Origin of the sequence: Acinetobacter sp. 226-1 (genome assembly GCF_030329325.1) — a bacterium.
Classification (GTDB): Bacteria; Pseudomonadota; Gammaproteobacteria; order Pseudomonadales; family Moraxellaceae; genus Acinetobacter; species Acinetobacter sichuanensis.
Genome location: NZ_JACANU010000003.1, coordinates 70,787 through 90,980, shown reverse-complemented (window position 1 = coordinate 90,980; position 20,194 = coordinate 70,787). Strand labels below are relative to the sequence as shown.

The following is a 20,194-nucleotide window of genomic DNA, read 5'->3' as shown; positions in this document are numbered from 1 at the left end:
TGTTGTTATTTTGACTATTTCAAATCAAAAAAGGGACATACAAAATGCCCCTCTAGTTTTAAAGTGAATTTTTAAATTCTTCAATGACTTTTCTGACAGTTTGCCATTCTTCACCTAAATCTAATTGTTCACCGATTTGAATATTTGGAATTTTGCCACGCATACGTTCTAAGCGTTCTTGGTTCGGTAATGGTAAATCTTCAATTCCAGCCAAAGCCACACAGGCAGACTCACGATTATTACACACTAAGCCCATATCACAGCCTGCATTTAAGGCTGCTTGAATACGTGCATCTGCACCACCTGCGACACAAGCTGCTTGCATACTTAAGTCATCTGAAAAAAGTACACCATCAAACTTGAGTTCTTGTCGTAAAACTTTTTGTATCCAATACGGTGAAAAACCTGCTGGATTTGGATCAATATGTTCATAAATGACATGTGCAGGCATCAGTGCATCAAGTTGTGGTTGTAACTGAATAAAACTTTGCATGTCATTTTGGTAAATTTCTTCATAAGAACGTGAATCAATTGCTGCTGCGACATGTGAGTCCGCCTTAACAGAACCATGTCCAGGGAAATGTTTACCTGTTGTTGCCATGCCTGCGCGTTGTATACCTTTCATAAAAGCACTTGCAAGTGGGACAATGTCTTGTACATTTCGTGCAAAAGCTCGATCACCAATAACATCGCTAATGGCATTTATATCTAAAACAGGTGCAAAGCTAAAATCAATACCCACAGCAAGAACTTCAGTTGCCATAAGCCAACCACATTTTTCTGCAAGGTCAAGCGCTTTTTCAGGTGCATTTAAGTAAAGCTCACCAAAATGACCCATCGCTGGCAATAGTGTAAAGCCTTGTTTTAAGCGTTGTACACGTCCACCTTCTTGATCAACTGCGATGAGAATATCTGGTCGAATTTGACGCATATGGTCAGTGAGTTGACGTACTTGGGCAGGAGATTGGATATTTCTGGAAAATAAAATCATGCCACCGACTTGCGGAGCGCGTAATAGTTCAATATCTTCTTGAGTAAGTTCTGTGCCTGCAACGTCAAGCATCAATGCGCCGATCATAGGAAATCCGAAATTGTATTTATTTAAAAAAAGAAACAATAACCGAATTTTGCAATGATTTGCTACATTTTGTCAGTACAGATTATGATAAAACTACACGACATAAACAGATAAAGTTGTTTAAGATTTTGAATCTCATGAATTCATTTCAAAAAAACAGCGCTGAAATTGGTAAATCCAAGGAAGTACAAACAATTTATGAAACTTCAAACAATCGCATGTGCAGTTGCTATCGCAACAGGTGGTTTATTTTTTAACCATGCTATAACAGAAGCTATTGCAGCAACTGAACCAGCTTCTGTTTCAGCTTCCATTCAACCTTCACAAGATCAGGCTTTGGTCACTCGTCAATTGGCGACTTTGGTTGACCGTCAGCATTATTTAAATATGCGTTTAGATGCAAATACATCAGCACGTATTTTAGATATGTATATTGACAGTTTGGACGCAGACCATTCGTTATTTTTAGCCAATGAAATTGAGCAATATAAAAAACAGTACGGTGCAACGCTTGGTGCTTCATTAAAAGCAGGTGATTTGACGGGTGCTTATGCAATTCATGCACAATATCGTACACGTTTAAAAGAATTTTATACTTATATGTTGGCTGAGCTGAAAAAGACGCAAAACTTAAATCAGCCAGATGTTTATATTGAAACGGATCGTGAAAAAGCACCATTTTTTAACAGTAAAGCTGAACAAGAGCAATATTGGAATAAAATGTTAGTTTCTCAGCTCATTAATTTGACGATTACGAAACAAGAAGAGCAAGCGAAACAGAAAGCCTTAAAAGATGATCCTTCATTAGCAAATGGGCAAGATCTAACTGCATCTGAAGATTTAACGCCTGTTCAAACCTTGACCAAGCGTTATACGCGTCAGCTAGAGCGTATTGGGCGGATCAAAAGTGATGATGTTTTAGAAAAAATCTTAAACTCAATGACGTTGACTTATGATCCGCATAGTAATTATTTCCCACCTCTAGATGCGATGGAACTCAATCGTCAAACCACCTTACAGCTAGAAGGGATCGGGGTGTCTATTCGTCCTGAGCGTGGTAATGAGGATTACACCAAAATTGAAACCATTGTAGAAGGTGGTCCAGCAAGTAAATCAGGGCAAGTCAAATCTGGTGACCGTATTGTTGGGGTTGCACAAGATGGCGAAAAAATGATTGATGTCATTGGTTGGCCAAGTTCTGAAATCGTTGGTTTGATTCGTGGTAAGCGTGGTACAAATGTTACGATTAAGCTCCTAGGTGCAGGCGCATCTATGAATCAGGCACGTACTGTGACTTTGACACGTGATGTGATTCAGGAAGAAGATGCAGGTGTACGCTCACGTACTGTAGAAGTTACCCGTGATGGAGCTAAACATAAATTTGGTGTGATCGAAATTCCATCTTTTTATCTGAACTATCGTGCTCGCCGTGCTGGTAATGAATATCGCTCTGTTGCTGAAGATACCAACAAAGCTTTGCAGTCATTAGCCAATGATAAAGTAGAAGGGATTATTATTGATTTACGTAATAATCCTGGTGGTTCTTTAGAAGAAGTCGCGAAAATGATCGGACAGGTCGTAAAAGAAGGACCTGTGGTACAAATTCGTGATGGCAATGGGAATGTTAGCGTCTTTGATGATACCGATGGTGGTGCGCAAACCTATGCAGGACCATTGGCTGTGTTGGTCAATCTTGCTTCAGCTTCGGCAAGTGAAATTTATTCAGCAGCAATCCAAGATTATGACCGTGGTGTCGTTTTAGGAAGTACAACGACGGGTAAAGGCACAGCACAAGTGCAACTAGATAGTTTGGCATATGGTCAAGCAACACTGACACAACGTAAATTTTATCGTATCACAGGTGGAAGTACGCAAAATAAAGGCGTTATTCCAGATATTAAACTGGTTGATATTTATGATGAAGAATTTGGTGAGCGTAAAGCAAAAAATGCTTTGAAATGGGATACGATTCCAACAGCACCATTTAAACGTGAAGGCTCGATTAAACCATATTTGCCACAATTAACTGAAAAATCGCAAACACGTGTGTCTTTAGACCCACAATTTCAGTATTTAACGGAAAGAAAAGCGATTGCTCAACAAACGAAAGATCAAAAACAAGTTGTTTTAGATATTGAGAAACGTAAAGCAGAACTTAACACTCTTGAGTTAAAAACATTGGCTGCGGAAAATAAACGACGTGCTGAAACAGGCTTAAAAGCATATCCAAATTGGGAAAGTTATCAGGCTTCTTTAGATGCACTTGCTGAGTCACGTGCAAAAATGAAAGCGAATAAGAGACCTGCTTTACCTGAAGAAGAAACTTTTGTGACTGAGGCGGCAAATGTGTTAATTGACTTGGCAAGCTTGCAGAAGTAAATTTGTCTAAACACTATGTTAATCAAATATTAAAAGCATATTGCGATATGCTTTTTTCTTGTCTAAAAAGTTAAGAATAACTTGACCTTCAATAAGATAATGCTATTTTAACCATATATTTTACATTCTTTAAAAGGTGAACCTTCACACTGTTTTGCGTTGTAATCATTATAGAGTTTTTATAACAATAATAGGTTCATGAATGGAAGATAATTTTTTATGAATTATTTTGGGTATGATGGCAGTTTAATCGTAGGGGGAGCTTGTGCTATCACCGCGATTTGTTATATTGCTTTTTCACTAGAACATATCGTATTGAAACTGAAACATAGTTATCAACAGCTGATGCTTTTTATATTAAGCGGGATGCTATTTGGTCTATGCATTTGGTCTATGCATTTGGTTGTCATTTTTGCTTATAGCTTGCCTGTTCAGTATTCTTTTAATTTTGCATTTTTAGCACTTTCTTATTTTATTGCTACGGCATCAAGTCTTTTTGCAATTTGGTTAACATCTCGACCAACACCGTCTTTCATTCGCCTGATTTTAGGGGCAATTGTGATGGGGTGTGGGGTTGCAGGCATGCATTATGTGGGAATGTTTGGGCTGATTATTCCTCATCATGAAATTCATTATGATTTGATTCTTGTGTTTTTATCTGTCATGACGCCAATTGTGGGATGTTGTTTTTCTTTTTGGTTAGCATTAACCTATAAACATACAGTTAAATATCAAAGAATTTATAAAACAACAATTTCTACAATTATTGCCTTAAATATTGTGAGTACGCATATTATTGGTTTAAGTGCGGCTACTTTACATGATCTTGATGAAAGCTCATCAGGTTTTGCTCATAATCTTCATACAGGCTCAGGTATTCCTTTATTTGTGATTATATTTATTAGCTTTTTAATTTTTGCTTCAATTTTAGCCGTTGCCATTTTAGATTGGCGCTTAGAAGAACGTAGTTTGCAGCTTTTAAACGCCAATCGACAGTTGGAAAATCTGACATTTCAAGATAATTTGACTAAATTACCCAATCGTCTATTTTTAGAAGATCATATTGAAAAACTTTTTCAACGTTATAAGTTAAGTCATCAAAAATTTGCTTTGATCTATTTAGATTTAGATTTTTTTAAAGCGGTAAATGATAATTTTGGTCATCAGGTTGGTGATGATTTGTTAGTGGCATTGACCACACGGTTACAAACAGTTTTAGATGATAGTCAAACTTTATTGCGTTTAGGCGGCGATGAGTTTTTAGTCATTGTCCCACAAATTAAAGAAGTTAAACTTGAAGCGCTTGCAGAAAAAATTTTAGAAAAGATTCAACAACGCTTTTTAATTGATGACAAGCAAATCAATATTTCAGCCAGTTTGGGTATTGTGTTATATCCTGATCATGGGCAATCTTTACAAGATTTGTTGATCCATGCAGATACTGCAAAAATGTTAGCAAAAGAGCAGGGACGTAATACTTTTTGTATTTATAATCAAAATACAGATCATTATTTTAAACATCGCCATCAGTCAAAATTGATCAACGATTTATATGCAGCGGTCGATGAACAACAATTTATTTTATATTATCAGCCTAAATTTACCGCAGATTATCATGTTTGTGGTGTAGAAGCTTTAATCCGTTGGCAACATCCGACTTTAGGTTTATTAGCACCGAATAAATTCATTGAAGCGGCTGAACAAACGGGTCTAATTATTCGTATGGGATATTGGGCATTAGAACAGGCATGTATTCAGTTGCAATCATGGCATCAACGCGGAATGCCATTTTGTCCAATTGCAGTGAATTTGTCAGCTATGCAGTTTGAACATAAGCATTTAATTACAACTTTAGATAATTTAATGCAAAAGTATCAAATTCAAGCCAAAGAATTGATTGTAGAAATTACAGAATCTACAGCCATGCATCATATTGAAAGCAGTATTCAAACATTTGAACATCTAAGAGCTTTAGGAATTTTATTGGCAATTGATGACTTCGGTACAGGACATTCAAGCTTTTTATATCTAAAGAATTTACCTGTAGATGAGTTGAAAATTGATCGGGAATTTATTCGTAATTTATCTGATGGTTCAAAAGATGAAATTATTTTAGAAAGTATTATCCATTTAGCAGTACGACTGGGCTTAATTGTCACTGCTGAAGGTGTAGAAACAGAACAACAAGCACAAATTTTAAAACGATTAGGTTGCCAACAACTACAAGGCTATTTATTAGGTATGCCATTGCCTATTGAAAATTTAGAACAACATCATTTTGTTTCATAACGGTTTTTTATTATATTTATTGGTTTTTTTCGAGCCTTATTGAAAGCTTGATATGGGCTGAGCTAAGTTTATTAAAATAACAGAAATAAGCAGAGATCAAGGAAAGACGTCTAATTTATTAGCAGACAGATTGGTATTCATATACAATTACGCCAATTTTCAATTCATTTTCTTTCACACAAACTCAGTCATTTTTACGCTGAGTGCAATTGTGTGTATCAATTTAAGATTTAATGTATGTTTAAAGATCAATTAGCAAAAGAAGTTGCGGCGCGTCGAACCTTTGCCATCATTTCCCACCCCGATGCTGGTAAAACCACCATGACAGAAAAACTGTTGTTGTGGGGGCAAGCCATTCAAGTCGCAGGTATGGTAAAAAGCCGTAAGTCAGATCGTGGTGCGACATCTGACTGGATGGAAATGGAAAAAGAGCGTGGGATTTCGATCACGACTTCTGTCATGCAATTTCCATTTAAAGACAAAATGATTAACCTGCTCGACACCCCGGGGCATGAAGACTTCTCTGAAGATACGTATCGTACTTTAACTGCGGTTGACTCAGCGTTGATGGTGATTGATGGGGCAAAAGGTGTCGAGGATCGTACCATCAAACTGATGGAAGTGTGTCGTATGCGTGACACACCGATTATTTCATTTGTAAATAAAATGGACCGCGAGATTCGTGAGCCATTAGAACTTCTTGATGAAATTGAAAATGTCCTCAAAATTAAATGTGTACCGCTGACATGGCCGTTAGGTACAGGACGTGATTTTGCAGGTGTATTTAATTTAATTGAAGAAAAATTTTACGTTTATAAAGCAGGTTTTGGCTCAACGATTACCGAAATAGAAATACGTGATGGTTATAATCATGCTGACTTACGTGAAAAAGTAGGTGAATTGGCATGGGCTGCTTTTGAAGAGTCTTTAGAGTTGGTGCAAATGGCAAATGAGCCTTTGGATCGTGAAGAATTTCTTGCTGGTCGTCAAACACCTGTATTATTTGGTACAGCATTAGGTAATTTTGGTGTTGACCATGTGTTAGATGCATTTAGTAATTATGCACCACCACCAAAAGCGCATCCAACTGAAGCACGTATGGTTGAATCGACGGAAGAAGGTTTTTCAGGATTTGTTTTTAAAATTCAAGCAAATATGGATCCAAAACATCGTGACCGTATTGCGTTTATGCGTATTTGTTCAGGCAAATATGAAAAAGGCTTGAAAATGAAACATGTTCGTATTGATAAGGACATTCGAATCAGTGATGCTTTAACTTTCTTAGCAGGCGATCGTCAGCATTTAGAAGAAGCATGGCCGGGCGATATTATTGGTTTGCATAATCATGGAACGATCCAGATTGGTGATACTTTTACTTCAGGTGAAAAATTACAATTTACGGGTATTCCACATTTTGCACCCGAAATGTTCCGTCGTGTACGTTTAAAAGACCCATTAAAATCTAAGCAATTACAAAAAGGTTTGAAGGAGCTTTCAGAAGAAGGCGCAACTCAGGTCTTTATGCCACAAAACAGTAATGATTTGATTGTTGGGGCTGTTGGTGTGCTTCAGTTTGAAGTTGTCGCATATCGCTTAAAAGAAGAGTACAAAGTTGACTGTATTTATGAGCCTGTGAGTATCAATACAGTACGTTGGGTGTCTTGTAGCGATGATAAGAAATTTAATGAATTCAAGAAAAAAGCACATGATCAATTGTCAGTAGATGGTGGCGGTCATTTAACGTATTTAGCACCAAGCCGTGTTAATTTACAGTTGATGCAAGAGCGTTATCCTGACATCGAATTCCGTGCGACACGTGAACATTAATTTTTCGATTGTGAAATAAAACTAAATTTAATCAAAGCAGCTTCCTTGTGAAGCTGTTTTTTTTAGATCAAAATATATTTGAATGAAGGACAACCATGAGGGATGCAATGCACATTCAAAAAAAATTTATGCTGATGCTTTGCCTCAGTGTATTTTTGTCAGCATGTGATTCAAATAATAAACATGAACAAGAACAAAAAAAAGCTGAAGGAAAAACTTTACCAGAAAAGCCTGTAGAAAAAGCAGAAGTTTTACCCTATTTAAATATTCAGGAGGCAAAAGCCGACTATGCGTTGCCTTTTTGTGAAAAGAAAAATTGTATTGAAATTGAAATAAAAACCATTAAAACTCAAGATCAATGGCTTAATCAGTGGATTGCTCAGCATCAAGCAAATGTCATCCAAGATCAGATTGGTTTAAAACAGAATATGACTTTGCAACAAGCGGTTAATGCTTATGTCAAAAAGTCAGATGCATGGCAAGATGAATTTTCTAAAAATAAAGCCTATGAATTACATTTAAGCACACGAATGGCATCGCAACGAAATCAGTATGTTTTATTGCAAATTTCAGTCAATACTCAACAGGCAGAAATTGCGGTTAAAGAACGTCAATATTTTTTTGTAGCTGATCGTAAAACTCAGAAAAGTTTAAGTATTTTAGATGTTATTCAGCCAAATCAGCAAAATAAACTGAACAGTTGGGTACAAGAAAAATACCAAATATGGTTAAAAGATCAAGACCATGAAGTGCAAAAAGTCGTGCCTAAAAAACTTTATTGGGGACAGTCAGATTGGTTTTTTGATGGTGAGGGGATCGGTTTGCATTATCGTTCTGGCGAAATTGAAAAAGATGCGAAGCAGCTTGATATCTATTTTTCAAAGCAGCAAACGCAAGAGGTTTTAAAATCGGATATTTTTCAACAAATGTTCTAAGGATTGATACAAATAAAGATTGAGCAGCGTACTGAGGAAGCATAAGCTAATAGCATGCTTCTTTATTCAATTTTGTTGAAGGTTTTATGAGATGTTAAATCAGAAACACACCCTTGCTTTGTCCATACTGATGGTTACTTTTGCATTATCTGCTTGTCAGCCTAAAGTTGAAAAAAAAGAGCAAGAACAGAAGATTGAGCAAAAAAGTAGCTCAGAAGTTGGAGATACAACATTAACTTTACAAGGTGAAACAGAAAAAATTGCTGTTGAACTACCTGAATGTAATGGAAATAGTTGCCCTGAGTTTTCAGTGGAGCGCTTACATACCAATCAATTTGTCGTCGATAGTATTATTGACCAAGCGATTTTAAAAAATTTAGAACAAATTTTGGATATTGCGCATCAAAGTAAAACTGTACAAGCTGAAAAAGAAAAAACCGAGCAGCAGCAGGAACAGCAAGAACAACAAGCCTCAAGCAGCGTCATTGCAGCCAATGCAGCAAAAACACCTGTGCAATCTATGGCAGAGCAACTAAAACCTTATGTTAAAACCTTTACTGCGTTGCAACAGGAGTTAGAAAGTCTAGGTGCAAGTAGTAAAATCAGTGTTTCTGTAAGCCCTAAAATCTTAAACTCCAAAGAGCCTTTAGCAACAGTTGTGCTTAATACCAGTAGTTACTTAGGTGGTGCACATGGTGCGTCAGCCCAAACTTATTTTAATTTTGATTTGAAACATCAAAAACAAGTAAATTTAGATGATTTAATTGAGTCAGGGCAGAAAGCACAACTCGAAAAATTGGCGTATGAAACTTTTAAAACATGGGTGAGTACAAATAAACTCGCCAATAGCCTAGAAGAATATGAGCAAGTTTGGAAATTTAAGCTATCAAATAACTTCTATTTAGGTAAACAAGGCTTAATTTTACAATATGCTGAATATGAAATTGGTCCTTATGTCGTAGGATTACCACGTTTAGAAATTCCATATGAGCAACTCAAAACGGTCTTAAAGAAAGAATATTTACCTGCTGAATTACTGGTGGATCAACCTGCATCAGCAGCTTTACCTGTAGCGAAAAACTAATGACTCCATTGGCTTTGTTCGATACGCATACACATTTTGATGTGGAAGATTTTGATATAGATCGAGAACATCTTGCGTATCAGGCAAAGGCTGTGGGAGTGGAGAGTCTTATTTTAATTGGATTTGTACAAGAACGTTTTGCCAATTTAATTGATACGCATCATTATTTAAATCGGCTGATCCATGCACCACAAAGCTATTTAGCACCAGGCTTACACCCATTTTATATTGAACAACATCAAGATTCTGATTTATTAGATTTAGAACAGATATTAAAAAATGAGCAATGTATTGCGATTGGTGAAATAGGTTTAGATACTTTTTTAAAACAACACAAACAACCTGAGTTATTACAAAAACAAAAAGATTTTTTTGTAGCACAAATTGAACTTGCACAACAATTTAACAAACCGATTCTTTTACATATTCGTAAGTCTCATGCTGATGTATTACAGATTTTAAAACACCATCACTTTAAACAAGGTGGGATTGCTCATGCTTTTAGCGGTGGAATAGAAGAAGCCAAAGCCTTCATAAAAATGGGTTTTAAACTCGGAATTACGGGGCAAATTACCAACCCTAATGCCAAAAAATTACATGCAGTTGTGCAAGCTGTAGGCGTTGAACATTTAGTATTAGAAACTGACTGTCCTGATATGACGCCATTATGCTGCCAAAGTTCGCAGCAACATCGCACACGTAATACACCTGCAAACTTAACTTTTGTACTGCAAGGTTTGGCGGCAACATTGAACCGTACACCTGAGCAGATTGCTCCAATCGTTTGGGAAAACTCCTTACAAGCTTTACATTTGTCAGCTTAGAAATTTTAAATTGGTAGAAAATTAACCAATCAATAACACGTCTTTGCCCGAATTGGCTTACATTAGAATAATAACTTCTTGCCTTGCAATAAAAATATGTTTAGCCGAAGGAGTGACCTATGGTCAAATATAGTCAAAAAAACAGTTTCCAAGCATTGAAAAGTTTAAATATCGGTTCAGCACAATACCAGATTTTTAGTCTGCAAGAGGCACAAAAGCAGCTAGATGATTTTTCACAGCTCCCAAAATCACTTAAAGTTTTATTGGAAAATCTACTTAGATTTGAAGATGATATTACAGTTAAAACTGAACATATTTTAGCGCTGGTCAATTGGCAGAAAACCCAAAAATCTGATCAAGAAATTCAATATCGACCAGCACGAGTTTTGATGCAAGATTTTACAGGTGTACCTGCTGTTGTTGATTTGGCAGCGATGCGAGCAGCTGTGGCTAAAGCAGGTGCTGACCCTGAAAAAATTAATCCTTTATCTCCTGTAGACTTGGTGATTGACCATTCTGTGATGGTTGATCATTTTGCAACAGCACAAGCCTTTGAAGAAAATGTGGAAATTGAGATGCAGCGTAATGGTGAGCGTTATCAATTTCTACGTTGGGGGCAGTCTGCTTTTGATAACTTTAGTGTTGTACCGCCAGGAACAGGAATTTGTCATCAGGTCAATTTAGAATATTTAGCACAAACGGTCTGGTTAGGGGAAAGTGAAGGCGTGAGTTTTGCTTTTCCAGATACCTTAGTAGGAACAGATTCACATACCACCATGATCAATGGTTTGGGCGTACTTGGCTGGGGAGTAGGGGGAATTGAAGCTGAAGCAGCCATGTTAGGGCAACCCATTTCGATGCTGATTCCTGAAGTTATTGGTTTTAAATTAACAGGAAAATTACGCGAAGGAATTACGGCAACAGATTTGGTTTTAACCATTACGCAAATGTTACGTAAAAAAGGTGTTGTTGGAAAATTTGTTGAGTTCTATGGAGATGGTCTTGCCGATTTAGCTTTGGCTGACCGTGCAACTATTGCCAATATGGCACCTGAATATGGTGCAACGTGTGGTTTTTTTCCTGTTGATGAAATTACATTAGATTATTTAAAACTCACAGGACGTAAAGATGACCGAATAGCACTCGTCGAGGCTTATTGTAAAGAACAAGGATTGTGGCGCAATACAGGTGATGAACCTATTTTCACTGATGTACTCAGTTTGGACATGGGAACGGTACAAGCTAGTGTTGCAGGACCAAAGCGCCCACAAGATCGGGTGGTTTTGGCTGATATTCCGCAAGTATTTGATGCCTTGATTGCACTTGATTTAAAGCCAGCTAAAGAAGACAGAGAACGTCTGATGAATGAGGGCGGAGCAGGCGGTGCGGTTGATGCGAAACAGTCTGCTTTACAAAATGATGAACCGCATTGTGTGATTGATGGTAAACGTTATCCATTGGTCGATGGTGATGTCGTCATATCTGCCATCACTTCATGTACCAATACTTCAAATCCAAGTGTGATGTTGGCTGCGGGACTTTTGGCAAAAAAAGCAGTTGAAAAAGGTTTACAGCGAAAACCTTGGGTGAAAAGTTCACTTGCGCCTGGCTCAAAAGTCGTAACAGACTATTTAGCTGCGGCGGGATTAACACCCTATTTAGATCAGTTGGGTTATAACTTAGTCGGCTATGGATGTACAACATGTATTGGTAATTCTGGTCCTCTGCCTAAACCAATTGAAGATGCAATCCAATGTTATGACTTAAATGTAGCTTCGGTACTTTCGGGTAACCGAAACTTTGAAGGACGTGTACATCCATTAGTAAAAACCAATTGGTTAGCATCGCCACCTTTGGTGATTGCATTTGGTTTAATGGGCACAATTCGCAAAGATATTACTCAAGAGCCTTTAGGTATAGACCCACAAGGTCAACATATCTATTTAAAAGATATCTGGCCGAGCCAAGCAGAAATTGATGATGTTTTAAAACAACTCAATACTGAGATGTACCATAAAGAATATGCCCAAGTATTTGATGGTGATGAAAAATGGCAAGCGATTCAAATTCCAGATAGCCAAACGTATGAGTGGGATGAAAAATCGACATATATCCGTCATCCACCATTTTTTGAAGGAATTGATCAGCCTGCAAAATCAATTGAAAATATTGTTGCGGCAAATATTTTAGCTGTACTTGGTGACTCAGTTACAACAGACCATATTTCACCTGCGGGAAATATCAAAAAAGACAGCCCAGCAGGACGTTATTTACAAGAGCAAGGTGTTGAACCGCGAGACTTTAACTCTTATGGTTCACGACGTGGTAATCATGAAGTCATGATGCGTGGAACATTTGCCAATATTCGTATCAAAAACGAGATGCTCGGTGGAGAAGAGGGAGGCAATACACTTTATATTCCAACAGGAGAAAAACTTGCAATCTATGATGCTGCAATGAAATACCAAGCGACAAATACGCCTTTGATTATTATTGCAGGTAAAGAATATGGTACAGGCTCATCACGGGATTGGGCTGCTAAAGGCACAAATTTACTTGGGATCAAAGCTGTCATTGCGGAAAGCTTTGAGCGTATCCATCGTTCGAATTTGGTTGGAATGGGGGTATTACCTTTACAGTTTATTAATGGGCAAACACGGCAGAGTTTAAATTTGACAGGACATGAACAATTGTCGATCACAGCTTTATCGGATGGATTGCAACCTCATCAAAGTTTAGATGTTGAATTAAAGCGTGTAGATGGTTCAATTGAACAATTTAAAGTGTTATGTCGTATTGATACTTTAAATGAAGTTGAATACTTTAAAGCAGGGGGTATTTTGCATTATGTGTTGCGCAATTTGATTGCTTCATAAAAAAGTCAGTTTTCTAAGCCCTGCTGAATGTAGGGCTTTTTTATTTAACTTCAGTCCAAAAATAATAAAAGGTATGTAAATGAGCAAACTACATCATTTCATTTTAGGTCTATTGTTGACTCCAAATATGGGCTTTGCCAAACCACAAGACATTGTGCTCAAAAAGCAAAATATCAGTACACAGCAGATGGAACAGTTATGTTACCGTCTGCCACAACAATGTCGTGATAAACCTGTTTGGAGCCTATATAAAACCGCACAGCAACGCTATTATTTAATTGATCATTTAAAATTTTATCAACTTGGCTTTGCAAATAACAAATTACACATCGAAAAACGTTGGGATTTTTCAAATTATCAGCCAAAAAGTCAAACTGCACGTTGGGCAGTTTCTGATTCCACACTCAAAAATGAAGATCAATATCTGTATATTTTTCCTAAGTTATTTCCTATTAATGAACAGGATTATGCTCTAGGAATTGTTCAAACATGGTCAGAAGGTTATTCAGGTGGTGGATTACAAGAAGAAGTCGTTGACTTCTTACAGCTAAAAAATAATGGGCAATATCAACAAGTTTTTCAGAATATTCCATTATCAATGTATCGTATGATTCGTGCTTGTTTTTCTGAACAGCAATATAAGGAAAGTCAGGGTAAATGCCATGATGAATATAGTTTGGATACTCAAATTGCCTATATAAAACCTTATACATGGCAAATAAAATATGATTATCAAGCCGATTTTTCTCCAGCTTCTGATACGGGAACAAAACCGATTCGTGAGCATAAAAACTATGTGTTAAAAGACAATCGTCAGGATGCAATTTTGCTTCCTAAAGCATGGGATTAGCTTTCTTAAAGCTGAGTTTGTTAAAATGGACAGGATTTTATAAATTTTAGATTTTAGCCATGACAGATGTACTTCAAAATGATGAATATGACCGCCGTTTTGCAGGCGTTGCCAAAATTTATGGTGATGAAGAATTTCAACATTATGAAAAAAGTCATGTGATGGTGATCGGAATTGGCGGAGTAGGTTCTTGGGCAGTAGAGGCTTTAGCACGTACAGGTATTGGTGAGTTGACACTTGTTGATATGGATTCGATTGCTGCTTCAAATATTAATCGTCAACTTCCTGCGATGACTTCGACTTTGGGGCATGAAAAAATTGAAGTGATGGCAGAGCGTTGTCGTCAAATTAATCCGCATATTAAAATAAATTTAGTGGATGACTATTTAACTCCTGAAAATATGAAAGAAATTTTGCTTGAGAAACCCGATCTTATTTTAGATTGTATTGACGATGTCAAAGCTAAACTGGCATTGATGTTACATTGTCGTTTCAATAAAATTCCATTGATTGTGTCGGGTGGCGCAGGTGGAAAACTAGATCCATTGAAAATTCGAGTCGCTGATTTATCGAAAACTGAACAAGATCCGATGTTAGCAAAATTACGTACACAATTACGTGGCATGGGCATTTGTAAAAAACCAAAAGATAAGTTTGGTATTACTTGTGTTTATTCGATTGATAATCCATTTTCTAGCGCAGATGTCTGTGCGAGTGCAGGTTTACGCTGTGGTGGCTATGGTTCGGCTGTGGTGGTCACATCTAGTTTTGCGATGGTTGCTGTGGCTGAAGTCTTAAAAAGACTAGATAAATTAGCAGCAAAGAATAAATAAATTTTATATCGAATAGGAAAATAAAGCCTGAGAATTTACTCGAGCGTCAGGTTTTATGCATTCTATTTTCTATTTAAATCGTGACATACTGCGAGTTGAAAAGCTTCGTATTTGGAGGGGAAATGCGTCAATTTTTTTTAGCTTTGTTTATTGTTTTTGCAGTAGGGTGCAATTATTTTGTTTCTACCGATCAGATTGCTCAAGATGTCAAAACCCAAATCCAAAATGAATTTGATACTCGAGCACAGTTTAAAGATTATCATTTTAAGGTTTTAAATTTAACTGTTGTTAAACAAGAAGGTAACCAATATAAAGGTTTGGCTGAGGTTGAATATGAAGGGCAAACGCATCGTATAGCAGTGAATATTTTGATGGATGGGGAGCGTTATATTTGGGAAATTCCAGCCGAAAACTTCAATTTTGTTCGTAATATTGAGTTAGAAAAATATCAAAAAGAGTTAGATGCAAAATTACAAAGCATTCAACTTGAGGCAGAAGATCATCTTTCTTACTCTAAACCCGAAGCCGATACAGATGCTGTGGCTGATGATGCTGAATATTATTCAGAAGAAGATCCACAGTCCGCAGCTTCTGAAGCTGTAGCTGCGGCAGACATAGTAGAATAACAAAAAAAATCATGAGTAAAAATGGCTCTCATACACTAGGTATAGAGCCACTGCTAAAATAAGTAAAAGAAATAATGATGATGTTTCATCTATAAAAGACAGCAAAAAACCTTAATAAGTCATATTGAATCCATAGGAGCAATCTAATAGAGTTAAGGTAATTTTTTAATCAATTGACTGATGATTTTAATGAATAATAAAATTAAAAATACGCAGCGTTATAATTTTTTATCAGCATTTTTTGCTTTTTTATTGTGGGGATCATGGTCATTTTATGTCAATATGAATCAAAGTGATTTAAGATCAGGAATTATTTCAGGCTTAGCACAAGGTATTTGTAGTTTTGTCATTACATTATTTATTACTCATTTAGTGGAAAAGCAGTTTAATTTTTATCAAAATAAGTGGTTTAAACTGATACTTCCTCCTATTTGTACAATTTTTTTGACAGGAAGTCTTTTGCTGACAGTACATCATCTGATTCAGACGCCTGCAATTTTAAAAACAGTTACACCTGCTTTAACTGTGGCATTACTTTTTGCCTTTTTTACGAATTTTAAACTCTATAAACAACTTTAATTTTTAATAAATTGATGGTGAGAATACTTATATGACTGATGAACAAAGTACACCTGAAAATCGTCGTCCCTTAAAAGTTCGTGGTGTGGGTTTGGTCAATCAATTTGCACGTTGGTTGAGTCAAAAATCAATTACACCAAATCATATTTCTTTACTGAGTATTGTTTTTGCTCTATTTGCAGCGATCTGTTTGCTGATCGTGCCGCAATATGGTGGAGGGCAGAAGGTCGTATTATATGTGTTGGCAGCCTTGCTGATTCAAGGTCGATTATTATGTAATTTATTTGATGGTTTGGTCGCAATTGAAGGTGGAAAGTCGACTGCTTCTGGTGAGTTATTTAATGATATTCCTGACCGAATATCAGATCCTTTGATTATTATTGCTGCGGGCTATTCTATCGTGAGTGTCACTTACGGTGATATTTTAGGTTGGTGTGGCGCACTTTTAGCAGTGCTCACAGCCTATATTCGTACTTTAGCAGTGTCGATTGGCGCACCTGCAAATTTTACAGGACCTATGGCTAAACAACATCGTATGGCATTGCTGACTTTTGCATGTATTGCCACTGCATTTGAGCAGTACTTTTGGCAGCATGATTATGTAATGTTGATTGCTTTGATTATTTTAAATTTAGGCTGTGTGTTGACGAATTGGCGTAGAGCATCTTTGGCTTATCACTTTTTAGAAAAAAAATAAGATCAATGAAAAAAGCTCCCGATTGGGAGCTTCTGATTTTAAACTTGTTTTTCTAATAAATAATCTTCAGTTCGCTTCATTGCTTCTTTGATATTGACCATTGCATTTTCAAGGTCAGCGAACGTTTTTGCATTACCACCACTTAAAGCTTGACGCCATTTTCGTGCACCCGGAAGATTTTGAAATAAACCTAAAATATGACGCGTAATGATCGAAAGAGGTGCGCCTTCTTGCATACGTTTTGCAACATATGGCAGCATTTGATCCATAATCTCAAAGCGGTCAGGAAGGCTTAAATTCCACAATTGACCCAATTCAGCCAATAAATAGGGATTATGATAAGCTTCACGACCAATCATCACACCATCAACATATTTTAAATGTTCTTGTGTTTCTGCAAAGCTTTTGATGCCACCATTAATTTCAATCAGAAGATGAGGGCGTTCTTGTTTTAAACGATAAACATCTTCATAACGTAGTGGTGGAACATCACGATTTTCTTTTGGCGATAATCCTTTTAGCAAAGCAATTCGAGCATGTACAATAAAATTATTACAGCCTGTTTTGGCAACTGTATCAACAAAATGCAACATCTCTTCATAAGATTGCATGTCATCAATCCCAATACGATGTTTAACTGTGACAGGAATATCAACGGCATTACGCATTTCTGTAATACATTCAGCAACAAGGTCTGGTTCAGCCATTAAGCAAGCACCAATTTTATTGTTTTGAACCCGATCACTTGGGCAGCCTACATTTAAATTGACTTCATCATAACCCCAGTCTTGTGCCATTTTGGTACAAGTTGCAAGTTCTTTAGGGTTAGAACCACCAAGTTGCAAAACAATAGGATGCTCTTCGTTGTTATAGTCTAAATGACGGTTTGCGCCACCATAGATAATTGCACCAGTCGTGACCATTTCTGTATAAAGAATGACATTTGGATTAAACAAGCGAGCAAAGAAACGATAATCTTTTGTTGTCCAATCCATCATCGGCGCAACACTGATTCGTGGTGAATTGCTGGTTTCAATGGTTTTGTCAATAGTCATTAAAAATCATACTCTTAATCAGTGTTTGTGGAGCCTATTTACATCTATAGATTGCAATCTGATGCTTAAAGAAACTTGAGGAAGATAAAAGCAAAGGCAGAAATAAGAAGGTATCGTCATCGCGTTAAACCAAGCAATAACCAACCCTGTGCAATATTAACATAAAACTCAAAAGCGATACATTTGATACTAAGCCGCGAGATTGAAATAAAAATCAAAGCAAATGAAAAGAGGATTTTTAAGTTGATCGAACAGGAAAATATTGAAAATAAAGTCATTTTTAATGGATTTTTAGTCTTTATGCTTGAGCCATCTTTTAAAGTTGAGTATGGTAATTTTATATAAATACAATGATGAGGGCTGAGAAATGTTGGTATTAGAAGAGACCTATAAAAGTAAGAAAGCTCAGTTTTCTGACTCATTTAATTTAAGAATACATCGTGGTTTGAGTTGGCTTAAGCAAGCTGTATTATTGGATGATGCTTTAGATTTAAAATTTATCAGCTTGTGGATTTCATTTAATGCAATTTATGCGAAAGATCTACATGAATTGAAAGACCGACAACAGTTTAGAAAGTTTTTATCTGATATATGTCAAGCAGATACTGAACATAAAATTTATCATTTGATTTGGACAAAGTACAGTCATGCAATTCGGATTTTGTTAGATAATCATTATACTTTTCAGCCATTTTGGGACTTTCAAAATCAAAAAATAAGCCAACAAGATTGGAAAATGAGTTTTGAACAAGACAAAATTAAAGTTCATCGTGCTTTGCAACAAAAAGATAGTGTTGAAGTGCTCTATATTATTTTTAATCGTTTATATACTTTAAGAAATCAAATTATGCATGGTAGTTCTACTTATAAAAGTTCAATAAACCGTAGCCAATTACAAGATTCTTCAAATATTTTGACAGCGTTATTGCCTATATTTATGCATATTTTATTGGAAAATGAAAAAATTTTAGATTTAGGAAAGCCTTTTTATCCAGTGGTGCAAGTATCTTAAAAAAGAATCCCTATTTAAAGAGATTCTTTTTTTCATGACAATTAAATACTCACTTGTTGTTTATTTAAATATAAACGATCTAAGAGAGCAAAAAAGGCAGCAGCTAAAACCAAACCAAAACCGACCATACATGTCAGCATCCAACCACCATGATGCCATGCATATACACCTAAAGCTGAACCACACGCGCCTCCAGTAAAATAAGCAGTCATATAAATGGAGTTAATACGAGATTTTGCATCGGGGCGTAAGCGGAAAATGATGTTTTGGTTGCTTGTATGCACAATAGCTAGACCTAAACTGACAATCCCATAACCTAAAATATAACTGATGAGAGACGTGCCACCTAGATATAAAAATCCCCAACTGATGGCTAAAATAATCACGCCAATTAAGGTGAGCGCATTGGTATAACCACGATCTGCGATTTTTCCTATTTTGGCTGTACCTAAAGCACCGAAGACACCAATTAAAGTTGAAACACCAACCATCACATCAGGTAATTCAAAAGGCTTAGAGGTTAAGAGCATTGCAATCGTTGAAAATAAAATACTCATTGCCGCAAAAGCACAACCACCAATTAAAGCACGATAGACTAACCGTTTCTCTTCAAGCAAAAGTTTTGCCATAGACTGGAAAATTTTGCCATAACTCATTTTAAAGGTGGGTACTGTGGGTAAACGGCTTTTCAGTAAAAATGCTAATATCAGCATTAAGATTGAGCTGACAGCATAGATCACTTTCCAGTTAAATAGATTGGATAATAAGCCTGCTAAACTTGTTGATAGTAATAAACCAACCAATAAACCACTCATTAGAAAACCAACGATTTCGCCTGTTTTTTCAGGTTTAACTGCCATGGTTGCTAATGGAATTAAAACCTGTGCTGCAACAGAAAATAACCCAGTAATAATTGTACCGATCCATAACATCGGTAGATTGACAGCAAAGGCACAGAGCATTAAGCCAATGGCAGCAAAGAACATCAGTAAGGGAATAAATTTCGTTTTATTGACAATATCGCCCACAGGAACAATCAATAAAAGCCCTAAAGCATAAGATACTTGTGCAAAGGTCACAGTCAGTGCGACTTGAGACTGAGGTACATCAAAATATTGTTGAATTGAATGTACAAGAGGTTGGCAATAATAATTTGCCCCTGCGCATAAACCGCAGGCCATCGCCATTAGCCATAATAAAGATTTATTTTGGCTAATATCGAGTTCAGGATTCATAAAGAACTCCACATA

Annotated in this window: 16 protein-coding genes; 13 read left to right on the top strand and 3 right to left on the bottom strand. The window is 36.5% G+C overall.

Annotated features, from left to right (window positions below; translation table 11 throughout):
- Window positions 1-58: 58 nt before the first annotated feature.
- Window positions 59-1,078: a beta-N-acetylhexosaminidase gene (nagZ, locus tag HX124_RS06440; RefSeq protein WP_286382676.1), complete on the bottom strand. Its 1,020-nt coding sequence runs from the start codon at window positions 1,076-1,078 to the stop codon at window positions 59-61.
- Window positions 1,079-1,276: 198 nt separating this feature from the next.
- On the opposite strand from nagZ, the gene HX124_RS06435 reads away from it, so the two are divergent.
- From HX124_RS06435 to HX124_RS06380, 12 genes are all read left to right on the top strand, one after another.
- Entirely contained in the window at window positions 1,277-3,457 is a 2,181-nt protein-coding gene (locus tag HX124_RS06435) for a carboxy terminal-processing peptidase (protein WP_286382674.1), read from the top strand.
- Window positions 3,458-3,676: 219 nt separating this feature from the next.
- The gene (locus tag HX124_RS06430; RefSeq protein ID WP_286382672.1) at window positions 3,677-5,746 is read left to right on the top strand and encodes a bifunctional diguanylate cyclase/phosphodiesterase; all 2,070 of its coding nucleotides are present in this window, start codon (window positions 3,677-3,679) and stop codon (window positions 5,744-5,746) included.
- 237 nt (window positions 5,747-5,983) lie between these two features.
- Window positions 5,984-7,573 carry a peptide chain release factor 3 gene (locus HX124_RS06425; RefSeq protein ID WP_286382670.1) on the top strand — a complete coding sequence of 530 codons (1,590 nt, stop codon included), beginning with the start codon at window positions 5,984-5,986 and terminating at the stop codon, window positions 7,571-7,573.
- 107 nt (window positions 7,574-7,680) lie between these two features.
- On the top strand, window positions 7,681-8,508 hold the full coding sequence (locus HX124_RS06420; protein ID WP_286382668.1) for a hypothetical protein: 828 nt from the start codon (window positions 7,681-7,683) through the stop codon (window positions 8,506-8,508).
- A gap of 91 nt (window positions 8,509-8,599) precedes the next feature.
- On the top strand, window positions 8,600-9,592 hold the full coding sequence (locus HX124_RS06415; protein WP_286382666.1) for an RsiV family protein: 993 nt from the start codon (window positions 8,600-8,602) through the stop codon (window positions 9,590-9,592).
- A complete protein-coding gene (locus HX124_RS06410; RefSeq protein ID WP_286382664.1) occupies window positions 9,592-10,416 on the top strand; it encodes a TatD family hydrolase in 825 nt (274 codons plus the stop codon). The genes HX124_RS06415 and HX124_RS06410 overlap by 1 nt, the downstream gene beginning before the upstream one ends.
- A gap of 119 nt (window positions 10,417-10,535) precedes the next feature.
- Window positions 10,536-13,292 carry an aconitate hydratase AcnA gene (gene acnA / locus HX124_RS06405; protein WP_286382662.1) on the top strand — a complete coding sequence of 919 codons (2,757 nt, stop codon included), beginning with the start codon at window positions 10,536-10,538 and terminating at the stop codon, window positions 13,290-13,292.
- A gap of 79 nt (window positions 13,293-13,371) precedes the next feature.
- Entirely contained in the window at window positions 13,372-14,142 is a 771-nt protein-coding gene (locus HX124_RS06400) for a hypothetical protein (protein ID WP_286382660.1), read from the top strand.
- Between the two features lie 59 nt (window positions 14,143-14,201).
- The gene (locus HX124_RS06395; protein ID WP_286382659.1) at window positions 14,202-14,975 is read left to right on the top strand and encodes a tRNA threonylcarbamoyladenosine dehydratase; all 774 of its coding nucleotides are present in this window, start codon (window positions 14,202-14,204) and stop codon (window positions 14,973-14,975) included.
- A 122-nt stretch (window positions 14,976-15,097) separates the two neighbouring features.
- Window positions 15,098-15,601, top strand: a complete 504-nt coding sequence (locus tag HX124_RS06390) for a hypothetical protein (RefSeq protein WP_286382658.1) — start codon at window positions 15,098-15,100, stop codon at window positions 15,599-15,601.
- Window positions 15,602-15,790: 189 nt separating this feature from the next.
- Window positions 15,791-16,180: a hypothetical protein gene (locus HX124_RS06385; protein ID WP_286382656.1), complete on the top strand. Its 390-nt coding sequence runs from the start codon at window positions 15,791-15,793 to the stop codon at window positions 16,178-16,180.
- Between the two features lie 31 nt (window positions 16,181-16,211).
- A complete protein-coding gene (locus HX124_RS06380; protein ID WP_286375897.1) occupies window positions 16,212-16,877 on the top strand; it encodes a CDP-alcohol phosphatidyltransferase family protein in 666 nt (221 codons plus the stop codon).
- A 38-nt stretch (window positions 16,878-16,915) separates the two neighbouring features.
- Here the strand turns inward: HX124_RS06380 and dusA are convergent, their stop codons facing one another.
- Window positions 16,916-17,932, bottom strand: a complete 1,017-nt coding sequence (gene dusA / locus HX124_RS06375) for a tRNA dihydrouridine(20/20a) synthase DusA (RefSeq protein ID WP_502872814.1) — start codon at window positions 17,930-17,932, stop codon at window positions 16,916-16,918.
- 367 nt (window positions 17,933-18,299) lie between these two features.
- Between dusA and HX124_RS06370 the strand changes: the two genes are divergently transcribed.
- Window positions 18,300-18,944 carry a HEPN domain-containing protein gene (locus HX124_RS06370; protein ID WP_286382655.1) on the top strand — a complete coding sequence of 215 codons (645 nt, stop codon included), beginning with the start codon at window positions 18,300-18,302 and terminating at the stop codon, window positions 18,942-18,944.
- A gap of 41 nt (window positions 18,945-18,985) precedes the next feature.
- Here the strand turns inward: HX124_RS06370 and HX124_RS06365 are convergent, their stop codons facing one another.
- The gene (locus HX124_RS06365) at window positions 18,986-20,179 is read right to left on the bottom strand and encodes an MFS transporter (RefSeq protein ID WP_286382653.1); all 1,194 of its coding nucleotides are present in this window, start codon (window positions 20,177-20,179) and stop codon (window positions 18,986-18,988) included.
- Window positions 20,180-20,194: the final 15 nt, after the last annotated feature.